Here is a 21,625-nt window from a genome sequence, read left to right on the forward strand (position 1 = left end):
AGACTCGGTTCTCGTGTCGGATGCTCCAGAAATCACCCCAGAAGCGGTAGAAGCCGCCGTCGCCGCGGCGATCGCCGCGATCGATGCCGCAACCACGACGACCGAACTGAAGGCGGCCCGCGCCGCCCACGTCGCGGAGGGCTCGCCGCTCGCGGTGCTCAACGCCTCGATGCGTCAGGTCGCACCGGAACACAAGGCCGCGTTCGGCAAGCTCGTCGGCCAGGGCCGCGGCCAGGTCACGAAGGCGCTCGCGGCGAAGGAAGAGCAGCTTGCTGCGGCAGAGGTCGCCGAGAAGCTCGAGGCGGAGCGCATCGACATCACGGCTGTCGCATCGCGCACCCGTGTCGGCGCGCGGCATCCGCTCACCCTTCTGCAGGACCAGGTCAGCGAGATCTTCGTCGGCATGGGATGGGAGATCGCCGAGGGGCCAGAACTCGAGCACGAGTGGTTCAACTTCGACGCACTGAACTTCGACGTCGACCACCCTGCTCGTCAGATGCAGGACACGTTCTTCGTCGACCCGGCCGATCGTCACCTCGTGATGCGCACGCACACGAGCCCGGTGCAGGTGCGCTCGATGCTCGACCGTGAGGTGCCGATCTACGTGCTGTGCCCCGGCCGTGTGTACCGCACCGACGAGTTCGACGCCACGCACCTTCCGGTCTTCACCCAGTTCGAGGGTCTCGTGATCGACAAGGGCATCACGATGGCACATCTCAAGGGCACGCTCGACCACTTCGCGAAGCTGCTCTTCGGCCCGGAGGCGAAGACGCGCTTCCGCACCAACTACTTCCCGTTCACCGAGCCGTCCGCCGAGCTCGACCTCTGGCACCCGACCTTCAAGGGCGGCGCGCGCTGGATCGAGTGGGGCGGATGCGGAATGGTCAACCCGAACGTGCTGCGCGCGGCGGGTATCGACCCTGAGGTCTACAGCGGCTTCGCCTTCGGGATGGGCATCGAACGCGGGCTCATGTTCCGCAGTGATGTGAAAGACATGCGCGACATGGCCGAGGGCGATGTGCGCTTCAGCGAGCAGTTCGGGATGGTGGTGTGATGCGCGTCCCGCTTTCGTGGTTGCGTGAGTACGTCGAGGTCGCAGCGGATGCGACGCCGGACGATGTCCTGGCGTCCTTCGTGTCGGTCGGTTTCGAAGAAGAGGACATCCACCGCTTCGAGATCGAGGGACCCGTCGTCGTCGGACAGGTCGTCTCCTTCGAGGAGGAGCCGCAGTCCAACGGCAAGACGATCCGCTGGTGCCAGGTCGACGTGGGCGAGGCGAACGGCGGCGTCCGCGGCATCGTCTGCGGAGCGTCGAACTTCGCCGTCGGAGACAAGGTCGTCGCGACTCTTCCCGGTGCTGTGCTGCCCGGTCCCTTCCCGATCGCGGCGCGCAAGACGTACGGCCATGTGTCAGACGGCATGATGGCCTCGGCGCGCGAGCTGGGTCTCGGCGAGGAGCACAACGGCATCATCGTGCTCGCAGACCTCGGAATCGATGCGCCCGTCGGTACGGACGCGATCGCGCTCCTCGGTCTCGATGACGTCGCGGTCGAGGTCAACGTGACGCCGGACCGCGGCTACGCGTTCTCGCTCCGCGGCATCGCCCGCGAGTACTCCCACGCCACCGGGGCGGAGTTCCGCGACCCGGCCGCGCGCGATTTCGCGGAGCTGGCGCCCGGCGCCGGCTTCCCGATCGTCGTCGACGACCAGCAGCCGATCCGCGGACGCGTGGGTGCGAGCGAGTTCGTCGCGCGGGCCGTCCGCGGCGTCGACCCTTCTCGACCGACTCCGCCATGGATGGTCGCACGCCTGACGCTTGCGGGCATGCGCTCGCTCGGTGTGCTGATCGACATCACCAACTACGTGATGCTGGAGCTCGGCAACCCCGTGCACGGCTACGACCTCGACAAGCTCTCCGGTGGCATCACGGTGCGCCGCGCGGCTTCGGGCGAGAAGATCGAGACGCTGGACGGCCAGGTGCGCACCCTGCACGTCGAGGATCTTCTCATCACGGACGAATCCGGACCGATCGGCATCGCCGGCGTCATGGGCGGTGCGACGACCGAGATGACCGAGACGACGCGCAACGTGCTCATCGAGGCGGCGACCTTCGACCCGACCACGATCGCCCGCTCCGCACGACGTCACAAGCTGCCCAGCGAGGCGTCGAAGCGCTTCGAGCGCGGCGTCGACCCGCTCATCCCGTTCGTGGCCGCACGGCGCGTCGCCGATCTCATGGTCGAGTTCGCAGGCGGAACCCTGGACGAGCTCGGCGGTGCGGTGTTCGCGGAGGTCTTCATCGAGGGCATCCACCTGCCCGCAGGCTTCGTCGCCGGGCTGATCGGCGTCGACTACACGGCAGACGAGATCGTCGGGGCGCTCGAGACGATCGGCGCCGAGGTCACGGAGGAAGACGGCACCGGCTGGCACGTCATTCCGCCGAGCTGGCGGCCGGACCTCACCGACAAGTGGACGCTCGCAGAAGAGGTCGCGCGCATCCACGGCCTCGACCGCATTCCTTCGGTGCTGCCGACGCCGTCGGGCGGGCGCGGTCTCACGCTCCTGCAGCAGGGGCGTCGCCGTGTGGCAGACGCGCTCGCGGCGGCGGGCTTCGTCGAGACGCCGGCCTTCCCGTTCACGACCGACACGAGCAACGACCTGCATGGTTCGGCATCAGGAGAGCACCTGCCGAGCATCCGCCTGGCCAACGCTCTCGACGGCCAGGCCCCGTTCCTCCGACGTTCGCTGATTCCGGGACTGCTGACGACCGCGCACCGCAACATCTCGCGCGGCATGGTCGACCTGGCCATCTTCGAGACCGGCACCGTCTTCCTCCCCGAACCCGGTGTGCAGTACGGCACCGCTGAGGTGCCGCCGCTCGGCGCACGGCCGTCGGATGAGGTGCTCGCGCAGCTGAACGCCTCGATCCCGCCGCAGCACCGCCACGTCGCCGTGCTGCTGACCGGCAACATCATCCCGCGGCAGCCGGGTCGCGCCGCCGAGGCCGCAGACCTCGCGGACGCCCTCGACGCCGTGCGAGTGATCGCCACCGCAGCGGGTGTCGACATCGACGTCGTGCAGGGTGAGCGTGCAGCGCTCCACCCGGGACGCACCGGCGTGCTGAGTGTGCGCGGTGAGGAGATCGGCTACGTGGGCGAGCTGCACCCGACGGTAGCCGCGGATGCAGATCTTCCCGCCCGGGCCGTCGTGCTCGAGCTGGATCTCGATCGTGTGCTGACCCTCGCCGGTGAGCGTGTCGTCGTCGAGTCGCTGTCGACATATCCTGCGGCGACGCAGGACGTCTCGCTCGTTGTGCCCGCCACGGTGCCCGCGGCAGACGTCCGCGCTGCTCTCGTCGAGGGTGCGGGTGCGCTGCTGGAATCGGTGCGTCTGGTCGACGACTACCGCGGTGAGGGCGTGCCGGGCGACGCGAAGAGCCTGAGCTTCGCGCTGCGCTTCCGTGCGCCGGATCGTACGCTCACGGCGGCAGAGGCGTCAGAGGCGAAGCTCGCCGGTGTCGCCGTGGCGGCCGAGCGCTTCGGCGCCACCCTGCGCGAGTAGGTCGCAGAAGAACTGTGAAAGGCGGGCAGCCCGAGAGGGCGTGCCCGCCTTTCTCGTGCGCCCACAGCGAACCCGCTTCCCTTGCGGGGCGGATGCTGGTGGCATGGCGACATGACGGACGTTCTCATCCTCGGTGGAACCGGATGGCTGTCGGGCCGCGTCGCCGCGGGATGGGTGGCAGCGGGCGCTGCGGTGACGTGTCTGGCGCGGGGCGCGCGTTCGGCGCCCGCCGGCACCACGCTCGTGCAGGCCGATCGTGACGATCCGGATGCCTATGCGGAGGTCGCCGGGCGAGAGTGGGACGAGGTGGTCGACATCTCCTCCCAGGCGTCGCACGTCGCGGCTGCGGTGCAGGCTCTCGGCGAGCGGGCGGCACGGTGGACGTACGTGTCGAGTGCCTCGGTGTACAGCGACGACGAGACGATCGGAGTGGATGAGTCGGCTCCGAGGCATCTGCCCGCGCAGCCCGGAGACGAGTATGAGTACGGTGCGCAGAAGGTCGCCGCGGAGGACGCCGTCGCGAGGCTCGGAGACCGTGCGCTGATCGTGCGCCCGGGCCTCGTCGTCGGCACGGGGGATCCGAGCGACCGGTTCGGCTACTGGTCGGCGGCTTTCGCGCGCGCCGGCGCCGGGACGGTCCTGCTGCCGGAGACGGACGGGCGCCACGCACAGGTCATCGATGTCGAGGATCTGGCCCGATACATCGTGGATGCTCGTCATTCCGGCGTCGTCAACGCGATGGGGGATGTCCTGCCGTTGGGGGACCTTCTCGCTCGCATCCGGACGATCGCCGGCCACACGGGTGACATCGTGACGGCACCGGACGAATGGCTGGTCGCCCGCGACGTGCAGTACTGGATGGGCGCGCGCTCGCTCCCGCTGTGGCTGCCGGCCGACATGCCGGGGTTCATGGCGCGCTCGAACAGGCGCTTCGTGCAGACCGGCGGCGAGCTGTCGCCGCTGGAGGCGACGATCCGCCGTGTGCGTGCGGACGAGGAGGCTCGCGGCATCGATCGTGAGCGCCGGGCAGGACTGACACGCGCCGACGAGAGGGAACTCCTGCAGCGGATAGACTGCCCGCAGTGACACGGGGTGCCGCGCCATCGCGGCTGAGAACAGACCCGTCGAACCTGATCTAGTTCGTACTAGCGAAGGGATGTCGCAATGAGCGATCGTCTGCGTGTGCCATCATCCGTCTCTGCCGCCCGCACGGGCGCGCCGTTCATTCCGCGAGTGCTCAGCATCGCGGGGAGCGATCCGTCCGGCGGGGCGGGGATCCAGGCCGATCTGAAATCCATCTCGGCCAACGGCGGATTCGGGATGGCCGCGCTCACCGCTCTGACTGCCCAGAACACGCAGGGGGTGCGCGACGTGCATGTGCCTCCGGTGTCGTTCCTCCGTGCGCAACTGGAGGCGCTCGCCGTAGACATCCAGATCGATGCGGTCAAGATCGGGATGCTCGCGAACGAGGACGTCATCGTCGAGGTGGGGCGCTGGCTGGCGGAGGTGCGCCCCGAAGTCGTCGTGATCGATCCGGTCATGGTTGCCACGAGTGGTGACCGCCTGCTGGATCCTGCGGCAGAGGATGCGCTACGCAGGCTGCTGCCGCTCGCGCACCTGGTGACACCGAACCTTCGTGAGCTCGCGGTGCTCACCGGCCGGGAGATCGGTGAGGAGTGGGACGCGGCGCTGGATGCTGCGGAGCAGCTGTCGCTCGATCTCGGCACCGCCGTGCTCGTGAAGGGCGGGCACCTGGCGGGCGCCCACACTCCCGATGCCCTGGTCGATGCTGCTCGTGCGCTCCGGCAGGAGTTTCCCGGGTCGCGCATCGACACCACGCACACGCACGGGACCGGATGCTCGCTGTCATCGGCGCTGGCCACGCGTCGCGCGTCCGGCGAGGACTGGCCGACCGCCGTGGCCTCTGCACGTGCGTGGCTGCGGGAGTCGCTGGAAGCGGCAGACGAGCTGCAGGTCGGGAGCGGAAGCGGACCCGTTCATCACTTTGCCGGCCTCTGGGCGCGGGGGAGCGTGATGACGCGTCCCCAGGCCGAGCAGCTCGCCTCCGACTGGTGGGAGATCATTCGACCGATTCGTGATGGCATCGACGAGCTGCCCTTCATCCGTGCACTCGCGGACGGCACGCTCGCGCACGCGCCGTTCGTGTTCTACCTGGCACAGGACGCGCTCTACCTCCGGGAGTACGCCCGCGTGCTCGCGGAGGCGGCGCGCATCGCCCCGACGTCCGAGGAGCAGGCGTTCTGGGCGGGATCCGCACAGGGCGCGATCGCCGGGGAGCTTGAACTGCACGCCTCCTGGCTCACCCCCGCACAGGGCATCACCGCAGAGACATTCGCCGCCGCGCAGGCTCCGGCGACCACCGCCTACCTTGACCACCTCCGTGCGACCGCCTTCGACGGCGACTACGCCGTGCTGATCGCCGCGCTCCTCCCGTGCTTCTGGCTCTATTCCGATCTAGGAGAGCGCCTGCACGCGGGAGCCTTCGGCGAGTACGCTCGCGATCCGGAGCACCCCTACGCCTCCTGGCTCGCGACCTATGCCGATCCCGCGTTCGCCGAGTCCACCCAGCAGGCGATCGCCTTCGTCGCGCAGGCCGCCGCCTCCGCGAGCCCGGAGATGAGAGAGCGGATGCTGCGCGCGTTCACCGCCGCGTCGCAGCACGAGCTCGCCTTCTTCGCCGCGCCGCTCACCGTCGCACTGTGACGGCGAGATGACGGTGTGATTTGCGCAGGTCGGGCGCGGCGCGTTATCGTCGCGGCATGCGCTCGGCCTCTCACACCGCTCCGACACTCGTCTCGAGTGTTGCTGGTGCGCGCCGACGTCAGGGCGGACGCCGACTTTAGGCGACCCCTGCGCTCCTGCCTTCGGCGGGATGAGTGCCGGTGTCGCCGCCCCGGTCCCTCCAGCTCCGACCGTTAAGGTAGATACATGACGTATTCCGTCGCCGTCTCCGGCGCATCCGGCTATGCGGGTGGCGAGATTCTTCGCTTGCTCGCCGGCCACCCCGACATCGAGATCCGCACAGTGACCGCGCATTCCAATGCCGGCCAGCCGCTCATCGAGCACCAGCCGCACCTGCGTTCGCTCGCACATCTCACGCTGCAGGACACGACGCCCGCGATCCTCGCCGGTCACGACATCGTGTTCCTCGCGCTGCCGCACGGCCAGTCCGGCCAGTACACCGACGCGCTCGGCGACACTCCGCTCGTCATCGACGCAGGAGCCGATCATCGCCTCACCTCGCAGGACGCGTGGGACGCCTTCTATGGCGGCGCGTTCCACGAGCCCTGGTCCTATGGCGTTCCGGAGCTTCTCGTCGACGGGACCAAACAGCGTTCGCACCTGGTCGGCGCGCGGCGCATCGCCGCTCCCGGATGCAACGCCTCGACTGTGAGCCTCAGCCTTGCGCCGGGCGTCGCCGCCGGTGTCATCGATCCGTCTGACATCGTGGCCGTCCTTGCCGTGGGGCCTTCAGGTGCGGGCAAGAGCGCGAAGACCAACCTGCTCGCGAGCGAGATCCTCGGCTCCGCGAACCCCTACGCGGTCGGAGGCACCCACCGCCACATCCCCGAGATCCGGCAGGCGCTCGCCGCGGCATCCGGAGCGGCCGACGATCGCATCCGCATCTCCTTCACCCCGGTCCTCGTGCCGATGTCGCGGGGAATCCTCGCTACCGTCACGGCACCGATCGTCGAGGGAACGAGCGACGCGCAGATCCGCGCGGCGTGGCAGGACGCCTACGGTGACGAGACCTTCGTGCAGCTGCTGCCCGAAGGGCATTTCCCGCGCACGGCTGACGTGCTCGGTGCGAACACGGCGCTGATGGGCCTCGCGATCGACCGTGCGGCGAACCGCGTCACGATCGTCACCGCGGTCGACAACCTCGTCAAGGGCACCGCGGGCGCGGCCGTCCAATCCATGAACATCGCGTTGGGTCTTCCCGAGGGCACCGCGCTCAGCACGAACGGAGTAGCCCCGTGAGCGTCACCGCCCCGCAGGGATTCGAAGCGGCGGGAGTCGCCGCAGGCCTCAAGTCGACAGGCAAGCCCGACGTCGCCGTGGTCGTGAACCGGGGCCCCCGCAAGGTCGGCGCCGCGGTGTTCACGAGCAACCGCGCCAAGGCCAACCCGATCCTGTGGTCGCAGCAGGTGGTCGCCGATCGCGTCGTCGAGGCCGTCGTGCTGAACTCCGGGGGAGCGAACTGCTTCACCGGCGAGTTCGGTTTCCAGACCACGCATCAGACGGCGGAGAAGGCCGCGGAGCTGCTGGGCATCAGCGCCGGCGACGTCGTGGTCTGCTCCACCGGGCTGATCGGCGTCGGCGACGAGACGTTCCGCGCCAATGTGCTGGCCGGAGTCGAGGCCGGCATCGCGGCGCTCAGCGCGGACGGTGGGCAGAGCGCCGCCGAGGCCATCATGACGACCGACTCCGTCTCCAAGACGGCAGTCGTCCAGGGCGACGGCTGGACGATCGGCGGCATGGCGAAGGGCGCGGGCATGCTCGCACCGGGACTCGCCACGATGCTCGTCGTGATCACGACCGACGCCGACCTCGAGGCCTCCGAGGCGGATGCGCTGCTGCGTCGCGCGACGGGCGTGACGTTCGATCGCCTCGATTCGGACGGCTGCATGTCGACGAACGACCAGGTCACCCTCCTCGCGAACGGTGCATCGGGTGTCCGTCCCGATCTCGACGAGTTCGCGGCAGCGCTCACCGCGCTGAGCCAGGAGCTGGCACAGAAGCTGCAGGGCGACGCCGAGGGCGCCAGCCATGACATCACGATCGAGGTCCGCGGCGCTGCGAGCGAAGACGATGCGGTCGAGGTCGGCCGCTCCGTCGCTCGCAACAACCTCTTCAAGGCCGCCATCTTCGGCAACGACCCCAACTGGGGCCGGGTGCTCGCCGCGATCGGCACGACCCGTGCCGATTTCGACCCCTACAACGTCGATGTCTTCATGAACGGCGTCCGCGTCTGCACGGCAGGAGGGCCCGATCGCCCGCGCGAGGAGGTCGATCTGACCCCGCGCGCGACGCACCTCGTCATCGACCTGCTGGTCGGCGAGGCCACCGCCACGATCCTCACCAACGACCTCACACACGACTACGTTCACGAGAACAGCGCATACGCCTCATGACCGACATCCAGGACACTCCCGCCGGAGTCGCCGCCGAGAAGGCGACGACCCTCATCGAGTCGCTGCCGTGGCTGAAGAAGTTCCGCGACCAGATCGTCGTCGTCAAGTACGGCGGTAACGCGATGGTCTCGGACGAGCTTCAGGACGCGTTCGCGCAGGACATCGCCTACCTCCGCTACGTCGGCGTGCAGCCGGTCGTCGTGCACGGCGGCGGCCCGCAGATCTCGAACATGCTGGATCGCCTCGCGATCCCCAGCGAGTTCAAGGGCGGCTACCGCGTCACGAACACCGAGGCCATCAGCGTGGTGCGGATGGTGCTGACCGGACAGGTCAACCCGCAGCTGGTCGGCAAGATCAACTCGCACGGCCCGATCGCGACCGGGCTCAGCGGCGAGGACGCCGGCCTCTTCGGCGGGCGCCGCCGCGGCGTCATCGTCGACGGCGAAGAGGTCGATCTCGGGCGCGTCGGCGACGTCGTGCAGGTCGACCCGACTCCGGTGCTCGATCACCTGGCTGCGGGGCGCATCCCGGTCGTCTCGAGCATCGCCCCCGACCTCGACAACCCCGGACAATCGCTCAATGTGAATGCGGATGCGGCTGCCGCCGCGCTCGCGGTCGCGCTCGGTGCGGCGAAGCTGGTGATCCTGACGGACGTGCCCGGCCTCTACGCGGACTGGCCGAACCGTGACTCGCTCGTGTCGCATCTGACCTCCGAGGAGCTCACCGAGATGCTGCCGCGACTGGAGTCCGGCATGATCCCGAAGATGCGCGCCTGCCTGGACGCTGTCGAGCAGGGCGTCGACGCGGCGGCCATCATCGATGGGCGTGTGCCGCACTCGGTGCTCGTGGAGCTGTTCACCAGCAAGGGAATCGGAACTGAAGTTGTTGCAGGAAAGGCAGTGAAATGAGCGGTTGGCAGGATGACGCCCAGCGCGACCTGATCAAGAATGTCGGCCCGCGGATGGAACTGCTGACACGCGGTGAAGGTGCTCACGTCTGGGACGGCGACGGACGTCGCTACCTGGACTTCCTCGCCGGCATCGCGGTGAACTCGCTAGGCCACGCGCACCCCGTTTTCGTCGAGGCGATCTCCCGCCAGGCGGCGACGCTGGTGCACATCTCGAACTACTTCGCCTCCCCGCCGCAGCTCGCGCTGGCTGCACGCCTCAAGCGCCTGGCGGGCACGGGTGAGGAAGGGCGCGTCTACTTCTCGAACTCGGGCGCCGAAGCCAACGAGGCCGCCTTCAAGCTGGCCCGCCTGCACGGCGGCGCGGCCCGGCCGCGCATCATCGCGCTCGACAACGCCTTCCACGGTCGCACGATGGGCTCCCTCGCGATGACCGCGAAGCTGGCGATGCGCGAGCCGTTCCTTCCGATGCCCGGGGGCGTCGAGCACATCCCGGCCACGATCGAAGCGCTCGAAGCCGCGATCGATGACAGCGTGGCTGCCGTCATCGTCGAGCCCATTCAGGGCGAGGCGGGCGTCGTCGAGCTGCCTGAGGGGTACCTCGCCGCCGCTCGCGCACTCACCACGAAGCACGGTGCGCTGCTGATCATCGATGAGATCCAGACCGGCGCCGGACGCACCGGTGCCTGGTTCGGCTACCAGCACGAGGGCATCGTGCCCGATGCGATCACCCTGGCGAAGGGCATCGGTGGCGGGTTCCCGATCGGCGCGATCGTGACGTACGGAGCGGCCAGCCAGCTGTTCACCCCGGGAAGCCACGGTTCCACCTATGGGGGCAACCCGCTGGGAACGGCTGTGGCGGATGCTGTCCTCGGAGAGATCGAGAACGCGGGACTCGTGGAGAACGCCGCTCTTCGCGGCGCCCAGGTGCGGACGGTCATCGAAGAGGTCGGTTCTCCACTCGTCGTCGGCGTGCGCGGCCGCGGTCTGCTGATCGGTGTCGCCCTCGCGGCACCGGTCGCCGGTGAGATCGTCGCCGCCGCACAGCGTCTCGGACTGATCGTCAACGCGGCGAACCCGTCGACGGTGCGAATCGCACCGCCACTCAACATCGGCGACGCCGAGATCGCGGAGTTCCGCACACTCTTCGCTGCCGCTCTCGCCGAGGTCGAGGCATCCACGCCCGCAGCAGCAGCATCCTCGACCGGCGCCACGACCGCCGACTCCGGAAAGGTTCCCGCATGACGCGCCATCTCCTTCGCGACGACGATCTGACGTCGGCCGAGCAGACCGAGATCCTCGATCTGGCCCTCGAGCTGAAGAAGGATCGTTTCGCCAACAAGGCCCTCGCAGGTCCGCAGACGGTCGCCGTCATCTTCGACAAGTCCTCGACGCGTACCCGCGTGTCCTTTGCCGTGGGAATCGCGGATCTCGGCGGCTCGCCGCTGATCATCTCGACCGCGAGCAGCCAGCTCGGCGGCAAGGAGACTCCCTCCGACACCGCCCGGGTGCTTGAGCGTCAGGTCGCCGCCATCGTCTGGCGCACCTACGCGCAGTCGGGCCTGGAAGAGATGGCGGCGGGCACGCGCGTCCCCGTGATCAACGCGCTGTCTGACGACTTCCATCCGTGTCAGCTGCTGGCTGATCTGCTCACGATCCGCGAGCACAAGGGCGAGCTCGCCGGCCTCACGCTGTCGTTCTTCGGTGATGGCCGCAGCAACATGGCGCACTCCTATGTGCTGGCCGGCGTGACCGCCGGCATGCACGTGCGGGTCGCATCGCCCGTCGAGTATGCGCCGCGTGCCGACGTCGTAGCCGCCGCGCAGGCACGCGCAGCGGAGACCGGCGGATCCATCACGCTTCTCACCGACCCTCAGGAAGCGGCGGTCGGCGCGGATGTCGTCGTCACCGACACCTGGGTTTCGATGGGCAAGGAAGAAGAGAAGATCGCGCGCCTGCGCGACCTCGGCCGGTACAAGGTCACGACGGAGACGATGAGTCTCGCCGATCCGGAAGCGATCTTCATCCACTGCCTTCCCGCAGACCGCGGCTACGAGGTCGACACGGACGTGATCGACGGACCGCAGAGCGTCGTCTGGGATGAGGCTGAGAACCGTCTGCACGCGCAGAAGGCTCTTCTGGTGTGGCTGCTCGGGAAGCAGGACGAGAAGTGAGCGGCACCGGCGGAACAAACGAGGGTGCACTCTGGGGTGCGCGCTTTGCAGGCGGACCCGCACCCGAGCTGGTCGAGCTCAGCCGATCCACGCACTTCGACTGGATTCTCGCGCCGTATGACATCGCAGGATCCCATGCGCACGCCAAGGCGCTCGCGGCCGCCGGCTACCTCGAACCCGAGGAAGAGCAGCGGATGCACGAGGGACTCGACGCCGTCGCGCGTGCTGTCGCGGATGGTTCGCTGCGACCGCAGCCGGGCGATGAGGATGTGCACGGAGCGCTGGAGGCAGCGCTCATCGCGGAGCTCGGTCCGGAACTCGGCGGACGACTTCGCGCCGGTCGCAGTCGCAACGATCAGATCGCGACGCTCGTGCGCATGTACCTGCTCGATCATGCGCAGGTGATCGCGCGTGACATCCTGCGCCTCATCGACGCGCTGGTTGCGCAGGCCGAGGCGCACCCGGATGCGATCCTTCCGGGACGCACGCACCTTCAGCACGCACAGCCCGTCTTGCTGGCGCATCACCTCCAGGCCCACGGCTGGCCGCTCGTTCGCGAGCTCGAGCGTCTTGTCGACTGGCGTGCGCGCGCGGTGGTCTCGCCGTACGGTGGGGGAGCGCTGGCAGGCTCCACGCTGGGCCTCGACCCCGAACTCGTCGCACGGGAGCTCGGGCTGGAGCGTCCGGCCGAGAACTCCCTCGACGGCACCTCGGCGCGCGACGTCGTCGCGGAGTTCGCCTTCATCTCGGCGATGATCGGCGTCGACCTCTCGCGTCTGTCCGAGGAGATCATCCTCTGGAACACCCGCGAGTTCGGCTTCGTGACTCTCGACGACGGCTACTCGACGGGGTCGAGCATCATGCCGCAGAAGAAGAACCCCGACATCGCCGAGCTCGCGCGCGGCAAGTCGGGGCGTCTGATCGGCAACCTCTCCGGCCTCATGGCGACGCTCAAGGGTCTTCCGCTTGCGTACAACCGGGATCTGCAGGAAGACAAGGAGCCGGTCTTCGACTCGGTGCAGACGCTCGAGGTCGTCCTGCCTGCCTTCACGGGCATGGTCGCGACGCTGCGCTTCGACACCGATCGGATGGCCGAGCTTGCGCCGCAGGGATTCTCGCTTGCAACGGACGTCGCCGAGTGGCTCGTCAAGCAGCGCGTGCCCTTCCGAGATGCCCACGAGATCTCCGGGGCGCTCGTTCGCGCCTGTGAGGAGGCGGGTATCGGACTCGAGGATGCGTCGGATGAGCTGCTCTCTCAGGTGTCGTCGCATCTCACTCCGGCCGTTCGGGAGGTTCTGAGCATCGAAGGTTCGGTGGCTTCCCGCACGGGAGCCGGTGGTACGGCACCGATTCGTGTCACGGAGCAGCGCGCCGAGCTGGTCGCTCGCGCGCAGGCTGCCGCGCACGCGCTGGGGCTCTGACTCCACGCAGGTTCAGCAGCTCATTCACCCCGGTTCCCTGCACAGCGCAGGGGCCGGGGTGAACTGCATCCGAACGTATGTCGACAACTTCTTGATTTCATAAAGTTGTATACCCTTCTCCGGTGAGACTGGGATCGCGGTACTCCTCCGCAATCCCAACCTCACGGAGATGAAAATGCCCCGGTTTCGACGTGCGCTCGGCGCGACCTCGACGACGCTGATCGCTACAGGACTCGCAGTCGTCGCGCCCTCTGCAGCGCAGGCCGCCGAGTACAAGGAACTGCCTGACGGAACGCACACCACCAAGACGCTGGTCATCGGGATCGATGGTGCAAGCTTCGACTTCATGGCACCCGAGGCCATGCCGAACCTGACCTCGCTGCGCACCAACGGCATGACAGCTGTCAGCAACCTCTTCGCCAATCCGATGGCCGGCACGATCTCGGGCGCAGGATGGTCGACGATCGCGACGGGTGTCTGGCCCGACAAGCACAACGTCGTGGACAACAGCTTCGCCGACCCTCGCTATGACGAGTACCCCGACTACCTGACGCGGATCGAGGCCGCCGATCCGGCGGCGTCGAACCTTGTGGTGGGCACCTGGGGACCCATCTCTCAGCAGGTGTTCGGGCCTGCGGTCGACCTGCGGGTCGCGGGTGGGAACGACGCCGGCACCACGCAGACGGTCGTCGACTACCTGAGTGCGGGGAATCCCGACAACGTGTTCGTGCATCTCGACGAGGTGGATGGCGCAGGGCACTCCGTGGGCACCAACGGACCTGCCTACGCGGAAGCGCTGCAGCGTGCAGATGCGCAGATCGGCGAGATGCTCGCTTCGATCGAGACCCGTGCGACGGCGCCGTCGGAAGAATGGCTCGTCGTCGTCACATCCGATCACGGGCACCGTCCGATCGGCGGGCATGGCGGGAACACCGCGGCGGAACGGCGCACCTTCGTGATCGCCGCGGGCACGGGCATCCCGGTCGGTGTCGAACGCCATGACACCAAGCTGGTCGAGATCGCCCCGATGGTGCTGCAGGCGAATGGCATCTCGATCGACGGCGGCTGGGACCTTGACGGGCACACGATCGACACGCTCGTCGCCGACGACTTCGATGCGCTGCGGCCGGTGCTGCGGACCCAGGTGGATGAGACCCGTCCGGGCGCGAGCACACTGGGCTGGACGAACGAGACACCGGAGGGGTGGAGCATCGATAACTCGCGGATGCCCGCGGGCGGTGTCACCGAGTGGAGCGGATGGAGCTTCGCGACGGATGAGTTCTGGACCGGAGTGGAAGCCGGCCAGATGCGTGAGACGAGTGTTCGCAACCGCGATGTGTTCGCGGTCGCGGACTCGGACGAGTGGGATGATCGCTCGCACGCTCCCGGGCCCTTCGACTCGACGCTGAACTCACCCGCGTGGGCTCTGAACGGTGCGGCGACCGCGACGCTGTCATACGCGACGAACTACTTCATCGACGGACCGCAGACGGCGGATGTGCGTGTGAGTTTCGACGGTGGCGAGCCGCAATCACTCAAGACCTACAAGGTCGACACCAACCGCGTCGAGAATCTGAGCTTCGATGTGCCGGCCGGCGCGGAGACCGCGCAGGTCTCGTTCCACTACACCGGTCAGAACAGTGCGTTCTGGACGATCGACCAGGTGGTGCTCGTGCAGGAGGAGCCTCCGGCGCCAATCGTTCCGCCCGCGCCGACCGGTCTTTCGGTCATCGCAGGGGATGGCTCGCTCCGCGCGAGCTGGCAGGCGTCGGTGAGCGAGGTCGACGTCACGGGATACACGGTGACGGCTGTGCCCGTTATCGAGGTGAACGCTCGGGCGGAGTCGGCGACCTGCACGACAACGGGGGAGACGACCTGCGAGATCTTCGGTCTCCGCAACGGAACTCCCTACTCTGTGACGGTTCGTGCTCACGGCGCGGAAGGTGACTCCGTCGAGTCGGCGGCCGTCGGCCCCGTGACGCCGGTGGCCGAGGAGCCGGAGACGCCGGGCACAGAGACACCGGGCACAGAGACACCGGGCACAGAGACCCCGGGTACGGAGACCCCGGGTACTGGGACGCCCGGGGGAGAGGGCTCGGGTGCGGGCGACTCCACGGGAACCGGCGGATCCGGTACGGGCAGCCTGGCGACGACGGGCGCGGATCCTCTTCCGCTGATCCTCCTCGGCAGTGGCGTTCTCGTCCTCGGCGCACTTGCGACCTTCGTGGGCCTCCGTCGTCGGACCGCGATGGGCACCGTCGAGTAGACGCGCGAGTCTGCGTGGGAGGTTGCGAGCGAACGTCACCGCATCACTCCACGTCGTGCATGAAGAGGCGATGATCCGATCGGGGTCATCGCCTCTTCGGCGGTGAGAGTCCCCAGCGCTCCTTCTGCCCGCACGCGCGTGCTTCCTGAGCAGCGGCGGCGACACGCCCGGCGGGGTGGGGTGATTTGTGGGTTGGTGGCGTTGCGCGTAAGTTATTACTTGTTCGCCCCACAGGGAAGCGGAAGGGCCGGAAGGCCTCACCCCCCTCATGCTGGCGGACAGCCCACCACACTTCGAAGCCGTTTGGTTCTGGTGTGTTCTTCTCGTTTGGGGAGGGCCTGGAACTGTGGTTCTGGTGGTGGCCTGCTGGTCTGGATCGTCGATTTGACAGTCTGGGTCTGGCGGGTAAGCTAGAGAAGTTGCCTCGGAGCGTTCAGCTCTGGGTGGCGGATCTGGTTCCGAGCTTCACGGCGTGTCGATTTGACAGGCTGAGCGGCTCGGATAAGATAGAGAAGTTGCCCTGAAGGGAAGGCCGTGAGGCTGGACCGCAGGAGCATCCGATCCTTGAGAACTCAACAGCGTGCACTTGTCAAATGCCAATTTATTCCTCGTCCATTGACCTTTTGGGTTGATGGTGAGAAATTCCTTTGGATCAAAGACCAACCCTTTGGGGTTGGCAACGGATAGTCAGCAATGATTTATCTCTTTGGTCAGTTTCAAACTCGCTGCATGGCCGTTTTCCCGGTTGTGTATGCATTTCTTTTTTACGGAGAGTTTGATCCTGGCTCAGGATGAACGCTGGCGGCGTGCTTAACACATGCAAGTCGAACGGTGAAGCAGGAGCTTGCTCTTGTGGATCAGTGGCGAACGGGTGAGTAACACGTGAGCAACCTGCCCCGGACTCTGGGATAAGCGCTGGAAACGGCGTCTAATACTGGATACGAGTAGCGACCGCATGGTCAGCTATTGGAAAGAATTTCGGTCTGGGATGGGCTCGCGGCCTATCAGCTTGTTGGTGAGGTAATGGCTCACCAAGGCGTCGACGGGTAGCCGGCCTGAGAGGGTGACCGGCCACACTGGGACTGAGACACGGCCCAGACTCCTACGGGAGGCAGCAGTGGGGAATATTGCACAATGGGCGCAAGCCTGATGCAGCAACGCCGCGTGAGGGATGACGGCCTTCGGGTTGTAAACCTCTTTTAGTAGGGAAGAAGCGAAAGTGACGGTACCTGCAGAAAAAGCGCCGGCTAACTACGTGCCAGCAGCCGCGGTAATACGTAGGGCGCAAGCGTTATCCGGAATTATTGGGCGTAAAGAGCTCGTAGGCGGTTTGTCGCGTCTGCTGTGAAATCTGGGGGCTCAACCCCCAGCCTGCAGTGGGTACGGGCAGACTAGAGTGCGGTAGGGGAGATTGGAATTCCTGGTGTAGCGGTGGAATGCGCAGATATCAGGAGGAACACCGATGGCGAAGGCAGATCTCTGGGCCGTAACTGACGCTGAGGAGCGAAAGGGTGGGGAGCAAACAGGCTTAGATACCCTGGTAGTCCACCCCGTAAACGTTGGGAACTAGTTGTGGGGTCCATTCCACGGATTCCGTGACGCAGCTAACGCATTAAGTTCCCCGCCTGGGGAGTACGGCCGCAAGGCTAAAACTCAAAGGAATTGACGGGGACCCGCACAAGCGGCGGAGCATGCGGATTAATTCGATGCAACGCGAAGAACCTTACCAAGGCTTGACATATACGAGAACGGGCCAGAAATGGTCAACTCTTTGGACACTCGTAAACAGGTGGTGCATGGTTGTCGTCAGCTCGTGTCGTGAGATGTTGGGTTAAGTCCCGCAACGAGCGCAACCCTCGTTCTATGTTGCCAGCACGTAATGGTGGGAACTCATGGGATACTGCCGGGGTCAACTCGGAGGAAGGTGGGGATGACGTCAAATCATCATGCCCCTTATGTCTTGGGCTTCACGCATGCTACAATGGCCGGTACAAAGGGCTGCAATACCGCGAGGTGGAGCGAATCCCAAAAAGCCGGTCCCAGTTCGGATTGAGGTCTGCAACTCGACCTCATGAAGTCGGAGTCGCTAGTAATCGCAGATCAGCAACGCTGCGGTGAATACGTTCCCGGGTCTTGTACACACCGCCCGTCAAGTCATGAAAGTCGGTAACACCTGAAGCCGGTGGCCTAACCCTTGTGGAGGGAGCCGTCGAAGGTGGGATCGGTAATTAGGACTAAGTCGTAACAAGGTAGCCGTACCGGAAGGTGCGGCTGGATCACCTCCTTTCTAAGGAGCATCTGACTCATCACGAGTCCAGAACCCAGATCGAAGGCGTACGTTCTTCGCTGGGAGCTCATGGGTGGAACATTTGACATGACATCAGCGCAGCTGGTTTCTGCTAGTACGTCAACTTCGGTTGGTTGGAATGTGGGGATTGGTGAGCGGGGTGTCTGCACGCTGTTGGGTCCTGAGGGACCGGGTGCAACCCGTTTGGGTTGCGGCTGAACCTCAGGACTCTTCTGGTTTCTGGCCTTTTTGGTTGGTTGCTGGTTGAGTACCGCCCGTACTTTGAGAACTACACAGTGGACGCGAGCATCTTCAACATGACCCTTTGGGGTTGTGTTGTGAAAGATGATCTTAAAGATCATTAGTCAATTTCTGATTCACACTTTCGGGTGTGGGTCGAGTTTTGATTCAACTCATGTGATTTCAAGTCTTTAAGAGCAAACGGTGGATGCCTTGGCATCTGGAGCCGAAGAAGGACGTAGCAATCTGCGATAAGCCTCGGGGAGTGGATAAGCACACTTTGATCCGAGGGTGTCCGAATGGGGAAACCCCGCTGGGCGGCGTGCCGACCTAGTGACTCCCGCCTGAATATATAGGGCGGGTAGAGGGAACGTGGGGAAGTGAAACATCTCAGTACCCACAGGAAGAGAAAGCAACCGCGATTCCGTTAGTAGTGGCGAGCGAAACCGGATCAGGCTAAACCGAGCATGTGTGATAGCCGGCAGGCGTTGCATGTTCGGGGTTGTGGGACTCACCTGGATCTTCTGCCGAAGGTCCGACGTTACAGAAGCGTATAGACGAACGGTCTTGAAAGGCCGGTCATAGAGGGTGCCAACCCCGTAGTCGAAATGCGTGTTCTGGCGTGGAGAGTATCCCAAGTAGCACGGGGCCCGAGAAATCCCGTGTGAATCTGTCAGGACCACCTGATAAGCCTAAATACTCCCAGATGACCGATAGCGGACAAGTACCGTGAGGGAAAGGTGAAAAGTACCCCGGGAGGGGAGTGAAATAGTACCTGAAACCGTTTGCTTACAAACCGTTGGAGCCTCCTTAGTAGGGGTGACAGCGTGCCTTTTGAAGAATGAGCCTGCGAGTTAGCGATATGTGGCGAGGTTAACCCGTGTGGGGTAGCCGTAGCGAAAGCGAGTCTGAATAGGGCGATTCAGTCGCATGTCCTAGACCCGAAGCGAAGTGATCTATCCATGGCCAGGTTGAAGCGCGTGTAAGAGCGCGTGGAGGACCGAACCCACTTAGGTTGAAAACTGAGGGGATGAGCTGTGGATAGGGGTGAAAGGCCAATCAAACTTCGTGATAGCTGGTTCTCTCCGAAATGCATTTAGGTGCAGCGTTGCGTGTTTCTTGCCGGAGGTAGAGCTACTGGATGGCCGATGGGCCCTACAAGGTTACTGACGTCAGCCAAACTCCGAATGCCGGTAAGTGAGAGCGCAGCAGTGAGACTGTGGGGGATAAGCTTCATAGTCGAGAGGGAAACAACCCAGACCACCAACTAAGGTCCCAAAGCGCGTGCTAAGTGGGAAAGGATGTGGAGTTGCTTAGACAACCAGGAGGTTGGCTTAGAAGCAGCCACCCTTGAAAGAGTGCGTAATAGCTCACTGGTCAAGTGATTCCGCGCCGACAATGTAACGGGGCTCAAGCACGCCACCGAAGTTGTGGCATTGACATTATTGGTAGGCCTTCGTGGTCCAGCCGTGTTGATGGGTAGGAGAGCGTCGTGTGGCCAGCGAAGCGGCGGTGTAAACCAGCCGTGGAGGCTACACGAGTGAGAATGCAGGCATGAGTAGCGAAAGACGTGTGAGAAACACGTCCTCCGAAAGACCAAGGGTTCCAGGGTCAAGCTAATCTTCCCTGGGTAAGTCGGGACCTAAGGCGAGGCCGACAGGCGTAGTCGATGGACAACGGGTTGATATTCCCGTACCGGCGAAGAACCGCCCAAGCTAATCCAGTGGTGCTAAGCGCCCAAAGCCAGACACCGTCACCTTCGGGTGGCATCGTTTGGTGGAGCGCGCGACCCCATGCTGGTGCGGTTAGCGTATTAACAGGTGTGACGCAGGAAGGTAGCCCAAGCCAGGCGATGGTTGTCCTGGTGCAAGTGCGTAGGCCGAACGGTAGGCAAATCCGCCGTTCACGTAGGCTGAGACACGATGCGGATAAAAAGTGGGTGATCCTATGCTGCCGAGAAAAGCATCGACGCGAGGTTCTAGCTGCCCGTACCCCAAACCGACTCAGGTGGTCAGGTAGAGAATACCAAGGAGATCGAGAGAATCGTGGTTAAGGAACTCGGCAAAATGCCCCCGTAACTTCGGGAGAAGGGGGGCCATCGACGTATTAGGACTTGCTCCGAAAGCGTTTGGTGGCCGCAGAGACTAGTGGGTAGCGACTGTTTACTAAAAACACAGGTCCGTGCCAAGTCGCAAGACGATGTATACGGACTGACGCCTGCCCGGTGCTGGAAGGTTAAGAGGACGGGTTAGCTTCGGCGAAGCTCAGAATTTAAGCCCCAGTAAACGGCGGTGGTAACTATAACCATCCTAAGGTAGCGAAATTCCTTGTCGGGTAAGTTCCGACCTGCACGAATGGCGTAACGACTTCCCAACTGTCTCAACCGCGAACTCGGCGAAATTGCACTACGAGTAAAGATGCTCGTTACGCGCAGCAGGACGGAAAGACCCCGTGACCTTTACTACAGCTTGGTATTGGTGTTCGGTGTGGCTTGTGTAGGATAGGTGGGAGACTTTGAAGCAGGGACGCCAGTTCTTGTGGAGTCATTGTTGAAATACCACTCTGGTCACTCTGGATATCTAACTTCGAACCGTAATCCGGTTCAGGGACAGTGCCTGGTGGGTAGTTTAACTGGGGCGGTTGCCTCCCAAAAAGTAACGGAGGCGCCCAAAGGTTCCCTCAACCTGGTTGGTAATCAGGTGTCGAGTGTAAGTGCACAAGGGAGCTTGACTGTGAGACTGACAGGTCGAGCAGGGACGAAAGTCGGGACTAGTGATCCGGCAGTGGCTTGTGGAAGCGCTGTCGCTCAACGGATAAAAGGTACCTCGGGGATAACAGGCTGATCTTGCCCAAGAGTCCATATCGACGGCATGGTTTGGCACCTCGATGTCGGCTCGTCGCATCCTGGGGCTGGAGTAGGTCCCAAGGGTTGGGCTGTTCGCCCATTAAAGCGGTACGCGAGCTGGGTTTAGAACGTCGTGAGACAGTTCGGTCCCTATCCGCTGCGCGCGTAGGAAGTTTGAGAGGATTTGACCCTAGTACGAGAGGACCGGGTTGAACGAACCTCTGGTGTGTCAGTTGTTCCGCCAGGAGCACCGCTGATTAGCTACGTTCGGAATGGATAACCGCTGAAAGCATCTAAGCGGGAAGCCGGCCTCAAGATGAGACTTCCATGCCTTCGGGCGAGAGGCTCCCAGCCAGACTACTGGGTTGATAGGCCAGATGTGGAAGCGTGGTAACACGTGCAGCTGACTGGTACTAATAAGCCGATGACTTGATAACACACCGTTTTTGGTGCTTGCGTCCACTGAGTGGTTCTCGATGTACGGTCGAGAACCACCTTCAACACAACATGTATTGTGTTGCTAAGGTTTTGATTGAAACATCAATAGTGTTTCGGCGGCCATAGCGTGAGGGAAACGCCCGGTCACATTCCGAACCCGGAAGCTAAGCCTCACAGCGCCGATGGTACTGCAGGGGGGACCCTGTGGGAGAGTAGGACACCGCCGGACTTCTTTTGTAAAATGGCCACCCATTGCTGGGTGGCCATTTTGCGTTAACAAGAGATCCCCCTGGAGAGGAAGAAGTCATGTCGAACGAGGAAGAGCGTCGT

The 21,625-nt window shown here is 64.5% G+C and carries 11 protein-coding genes, 3 rRNA genes and 1 riboswitch; all 14 genes read left to right on the forward strand.

What is annotated here, in order from left to right:
• The first annotated feature begins 13 nt into the window (after positions 1-13).
• On the forward strand, positions 14-1,054 hold the full coding sequence (gene pheS, locus JOD62_RS12835; RefSeq protein ID WP_204939649.1) for a phenylalanine--tRNA ligase subunit alpha: 1,041 nt from the start codon (positions 14-16) through the stop codon (positions 1,052-1,054).
• A complete protein-coding gene (gene pheT / locus JOD62_RS12840; protein ID WP_204939650.1) occupies positions 1,054-3,561 on the forward strand; it encodes a phenylalanine--tRNA ligase subunit beta in 2,508 nt (835 codons plus the stop codon). Before pheS ends, pheT begins: the two co-directional genes overlap by 1 nt.
• Positions 3,562-3,672: 111 nt before the next feature.
• On the forward strand, positions 3,673-4,647 hold the full coding sequence (locus JOD62_RS12845; RefSeq protein ID WP_204939651.1) for an NAD-dependent epimerase/dehydratase family protein: 975 nt from the start codon (positions 3,673-3,675) through the stop codon (positions 4,645-4,647).
• Positions 4,640-4,735, forward strand: a riboswitch (TPP riboswitch). It overlaps the preceding gene by 8 nt.
• On the forward strand, positions 4,726-6,285 hold the full coding sequence (locus JOD62_RS12850; RefSeq protein ID WP_204939652.1) for a bifunctional hydroxymethylpyrimidine kinase/phosphomethylpyrimidine kinase: 1,560 nt from the start codon (positions 4,726-4,728) through the stop codon (positions 6,283-6,285). (Overlaps the previous riboswitch by 10 nt.)
• Before the next feature lie 225 nt (positions 6,286-6,510).
• Positions 6,511-7,563, forward strand: coding sequence for an N-acetyl-gamma-glutamyl-phosphate reductase (argC, locus tag JOD62_RS12855; protein ID WP_204939653.1), 1,053 nt, complete (start codon positions 6,511-6,513; stop codon positions 7,561-7,563).
• Positions 7,560-8,717 (forward strand): bifunctional glutamate N-acetyltransferase/amino-acid acetyltransferase ArgJ, encoded by a 1,158-nt coding sequence (gene argJ / locus JOD62_RS12860; protein ID WP_204939654.1) that lies wholly within the window; start codon positions 7,560-7,562, stop codon positions 8,715-8,717. The genes argC and argJ overlap by 4 nt, the downstream gene beginning before the upstream one ends.
• The gene (argB, locus tag JOD62_RS12865; RefSeq protein WP_204939655.1) at positions 8,714-9,625 is read left to right on the forward strand and encodes an acetylglutamate kinase; all 912 of its coding nucleotides are present in this window, start codon (positions 8,714-8,716) and stop codon (positions 9,623-9,625) included. Before argJ ends, argB begins: the two co-directional genes overlap by 4 nt.
• Positions 9,622-10,869, forward strand: coding sequence for an acetylornithine transaminase (locus tag JOD62_RS12870; RefSeq protein ID WP_204939656.1), 1,248 nt, complete (start codon positions 9,622-9,624; stop codon positions 10,867-10,869). Before argB ends, JOD62_RS12870 begins: the two co-directional genes overlap by 4 nt.
• Positions 10,866-11,798 (forward strand): ornithine carbamoyltransferase, encoded by a 933-nt coding sequence (argF, locus tag JOD62_RS12875; protein ID WP_204939657.1) that lies wholly within the window; start codon positions 10,866-10,868, stop codon positions 11,796-11,798. The genes JOD62_RS12870 and argF overlap by 4 nt, the downstream gene beginning before the upstream one ends.
• Positions 11,795-13,219, forward strand: a complete 1,425-nt coding sequence (argH, locus tag JOD62_RS12880; protein WP_204939658.1) for an argininosuccinate lyase — start codon at positions 11,795-11,797, stop codon at positions 13,217-13,219. Before argF ends, argH begins: the two co-directional genes overlap by 4 nt.
• 175 nt (positions 13,220-13,394) lie before the next feature.
• Entirely contained in the window at positions 13,395-15,485 is a 2,091-nt protein-coding gene (locus tag JOD62_RS12885; protein ID WP_239526693.1) for an alkaline phosphatase family protein, read from the forward strand.
• Between the two features lie 763 nt (positions 15,486-16,248).
• Positions 16,249-17,772, forward strand: a 16S ribosomal RNA gene (locus tag JOD62_RS12890).
• A 421-nt stretch (positions 17,773-18,193) separates the two neighbouring features.
• Positions 18,194-21,294, forward strand: a 23S ribosomal RNA gene (locus JOD62_RS12895).
• Positions 21,295-21,407: 113 nt separating this feature from the next.
• Positions 21,408-21,524, forward strand: a 5S ribosomal RNA gene (rrf, locus tag JOD62_RS12900).
• The 16S, 23S and 5S rRNA genes sit together here, the layout of an rRNA operon.
• Positions 21,525-21,625: the final 101 nt, after the last annotated feature.

Source organism: Microbacterium keratanolyticum (assembly GCF_016907255.1).
Classification (GTDB): Bacteria; Actinomycetota; Actinomycetes; order Actinomycetales; family Microbacteriaceae; genus Microbacterium; species Microbacterium keratanolyticum.

Coding starts and splice junctions, on each gene's coding strand:
- JOD62_RS12870 (WP_204939656.1), top strand. CDS start 9,622: ATGAGCGGTTGGCAGGATGACGCCCAGCGCGACCTGATCAAGAATGTC.
- JOD62_RS12845 (WP_204939651.1), top strand. CDS start 3,673: ATGACGGACGTTCTCATCCTCGGTGGAACCGGATGGCTGTCGGGCCGC.
- argF (WP_204939657.1), top strand. CDS start 10,866: ATGACGCGCCATCTCCTTCGCGACGACGATCTGACGTCGGCCGAGCAG.
- argB (WP_204939655.1), top strand. CDS start 8,714: ATGACCGACATCCAGGACACTCCCGCCGGAGTCGCCGCCGAGAAGGCG.
- JOD62_RS12850 (WP_204939652.1), top strand. CDS start 4,726: ATGAGCGATCGTCTGCGTGTGCCATCATCCGTCTCTGCCGCCCGCACG.
- argC (WP_204939653.1), top strand. CDS start 6,511: ATGACGTATTCCGTCGCCGTCTCCGGCGCATCCGGCTATGCGGGTGGC.
- JOD62_RS12885 (WP_239526693.1), top strand. CDS start 13,395: ATGCCCCGGTTTCGACGTGCGCTCGGCGCGACCTCGACGACGCTGATC.
- pheT (WP_204939650.1), top strand. CDS start 1,054: ATGCGCGTCCCGCTTTCGTGGTTGCGTGAGTACGTCGAGGTCGCAGCG.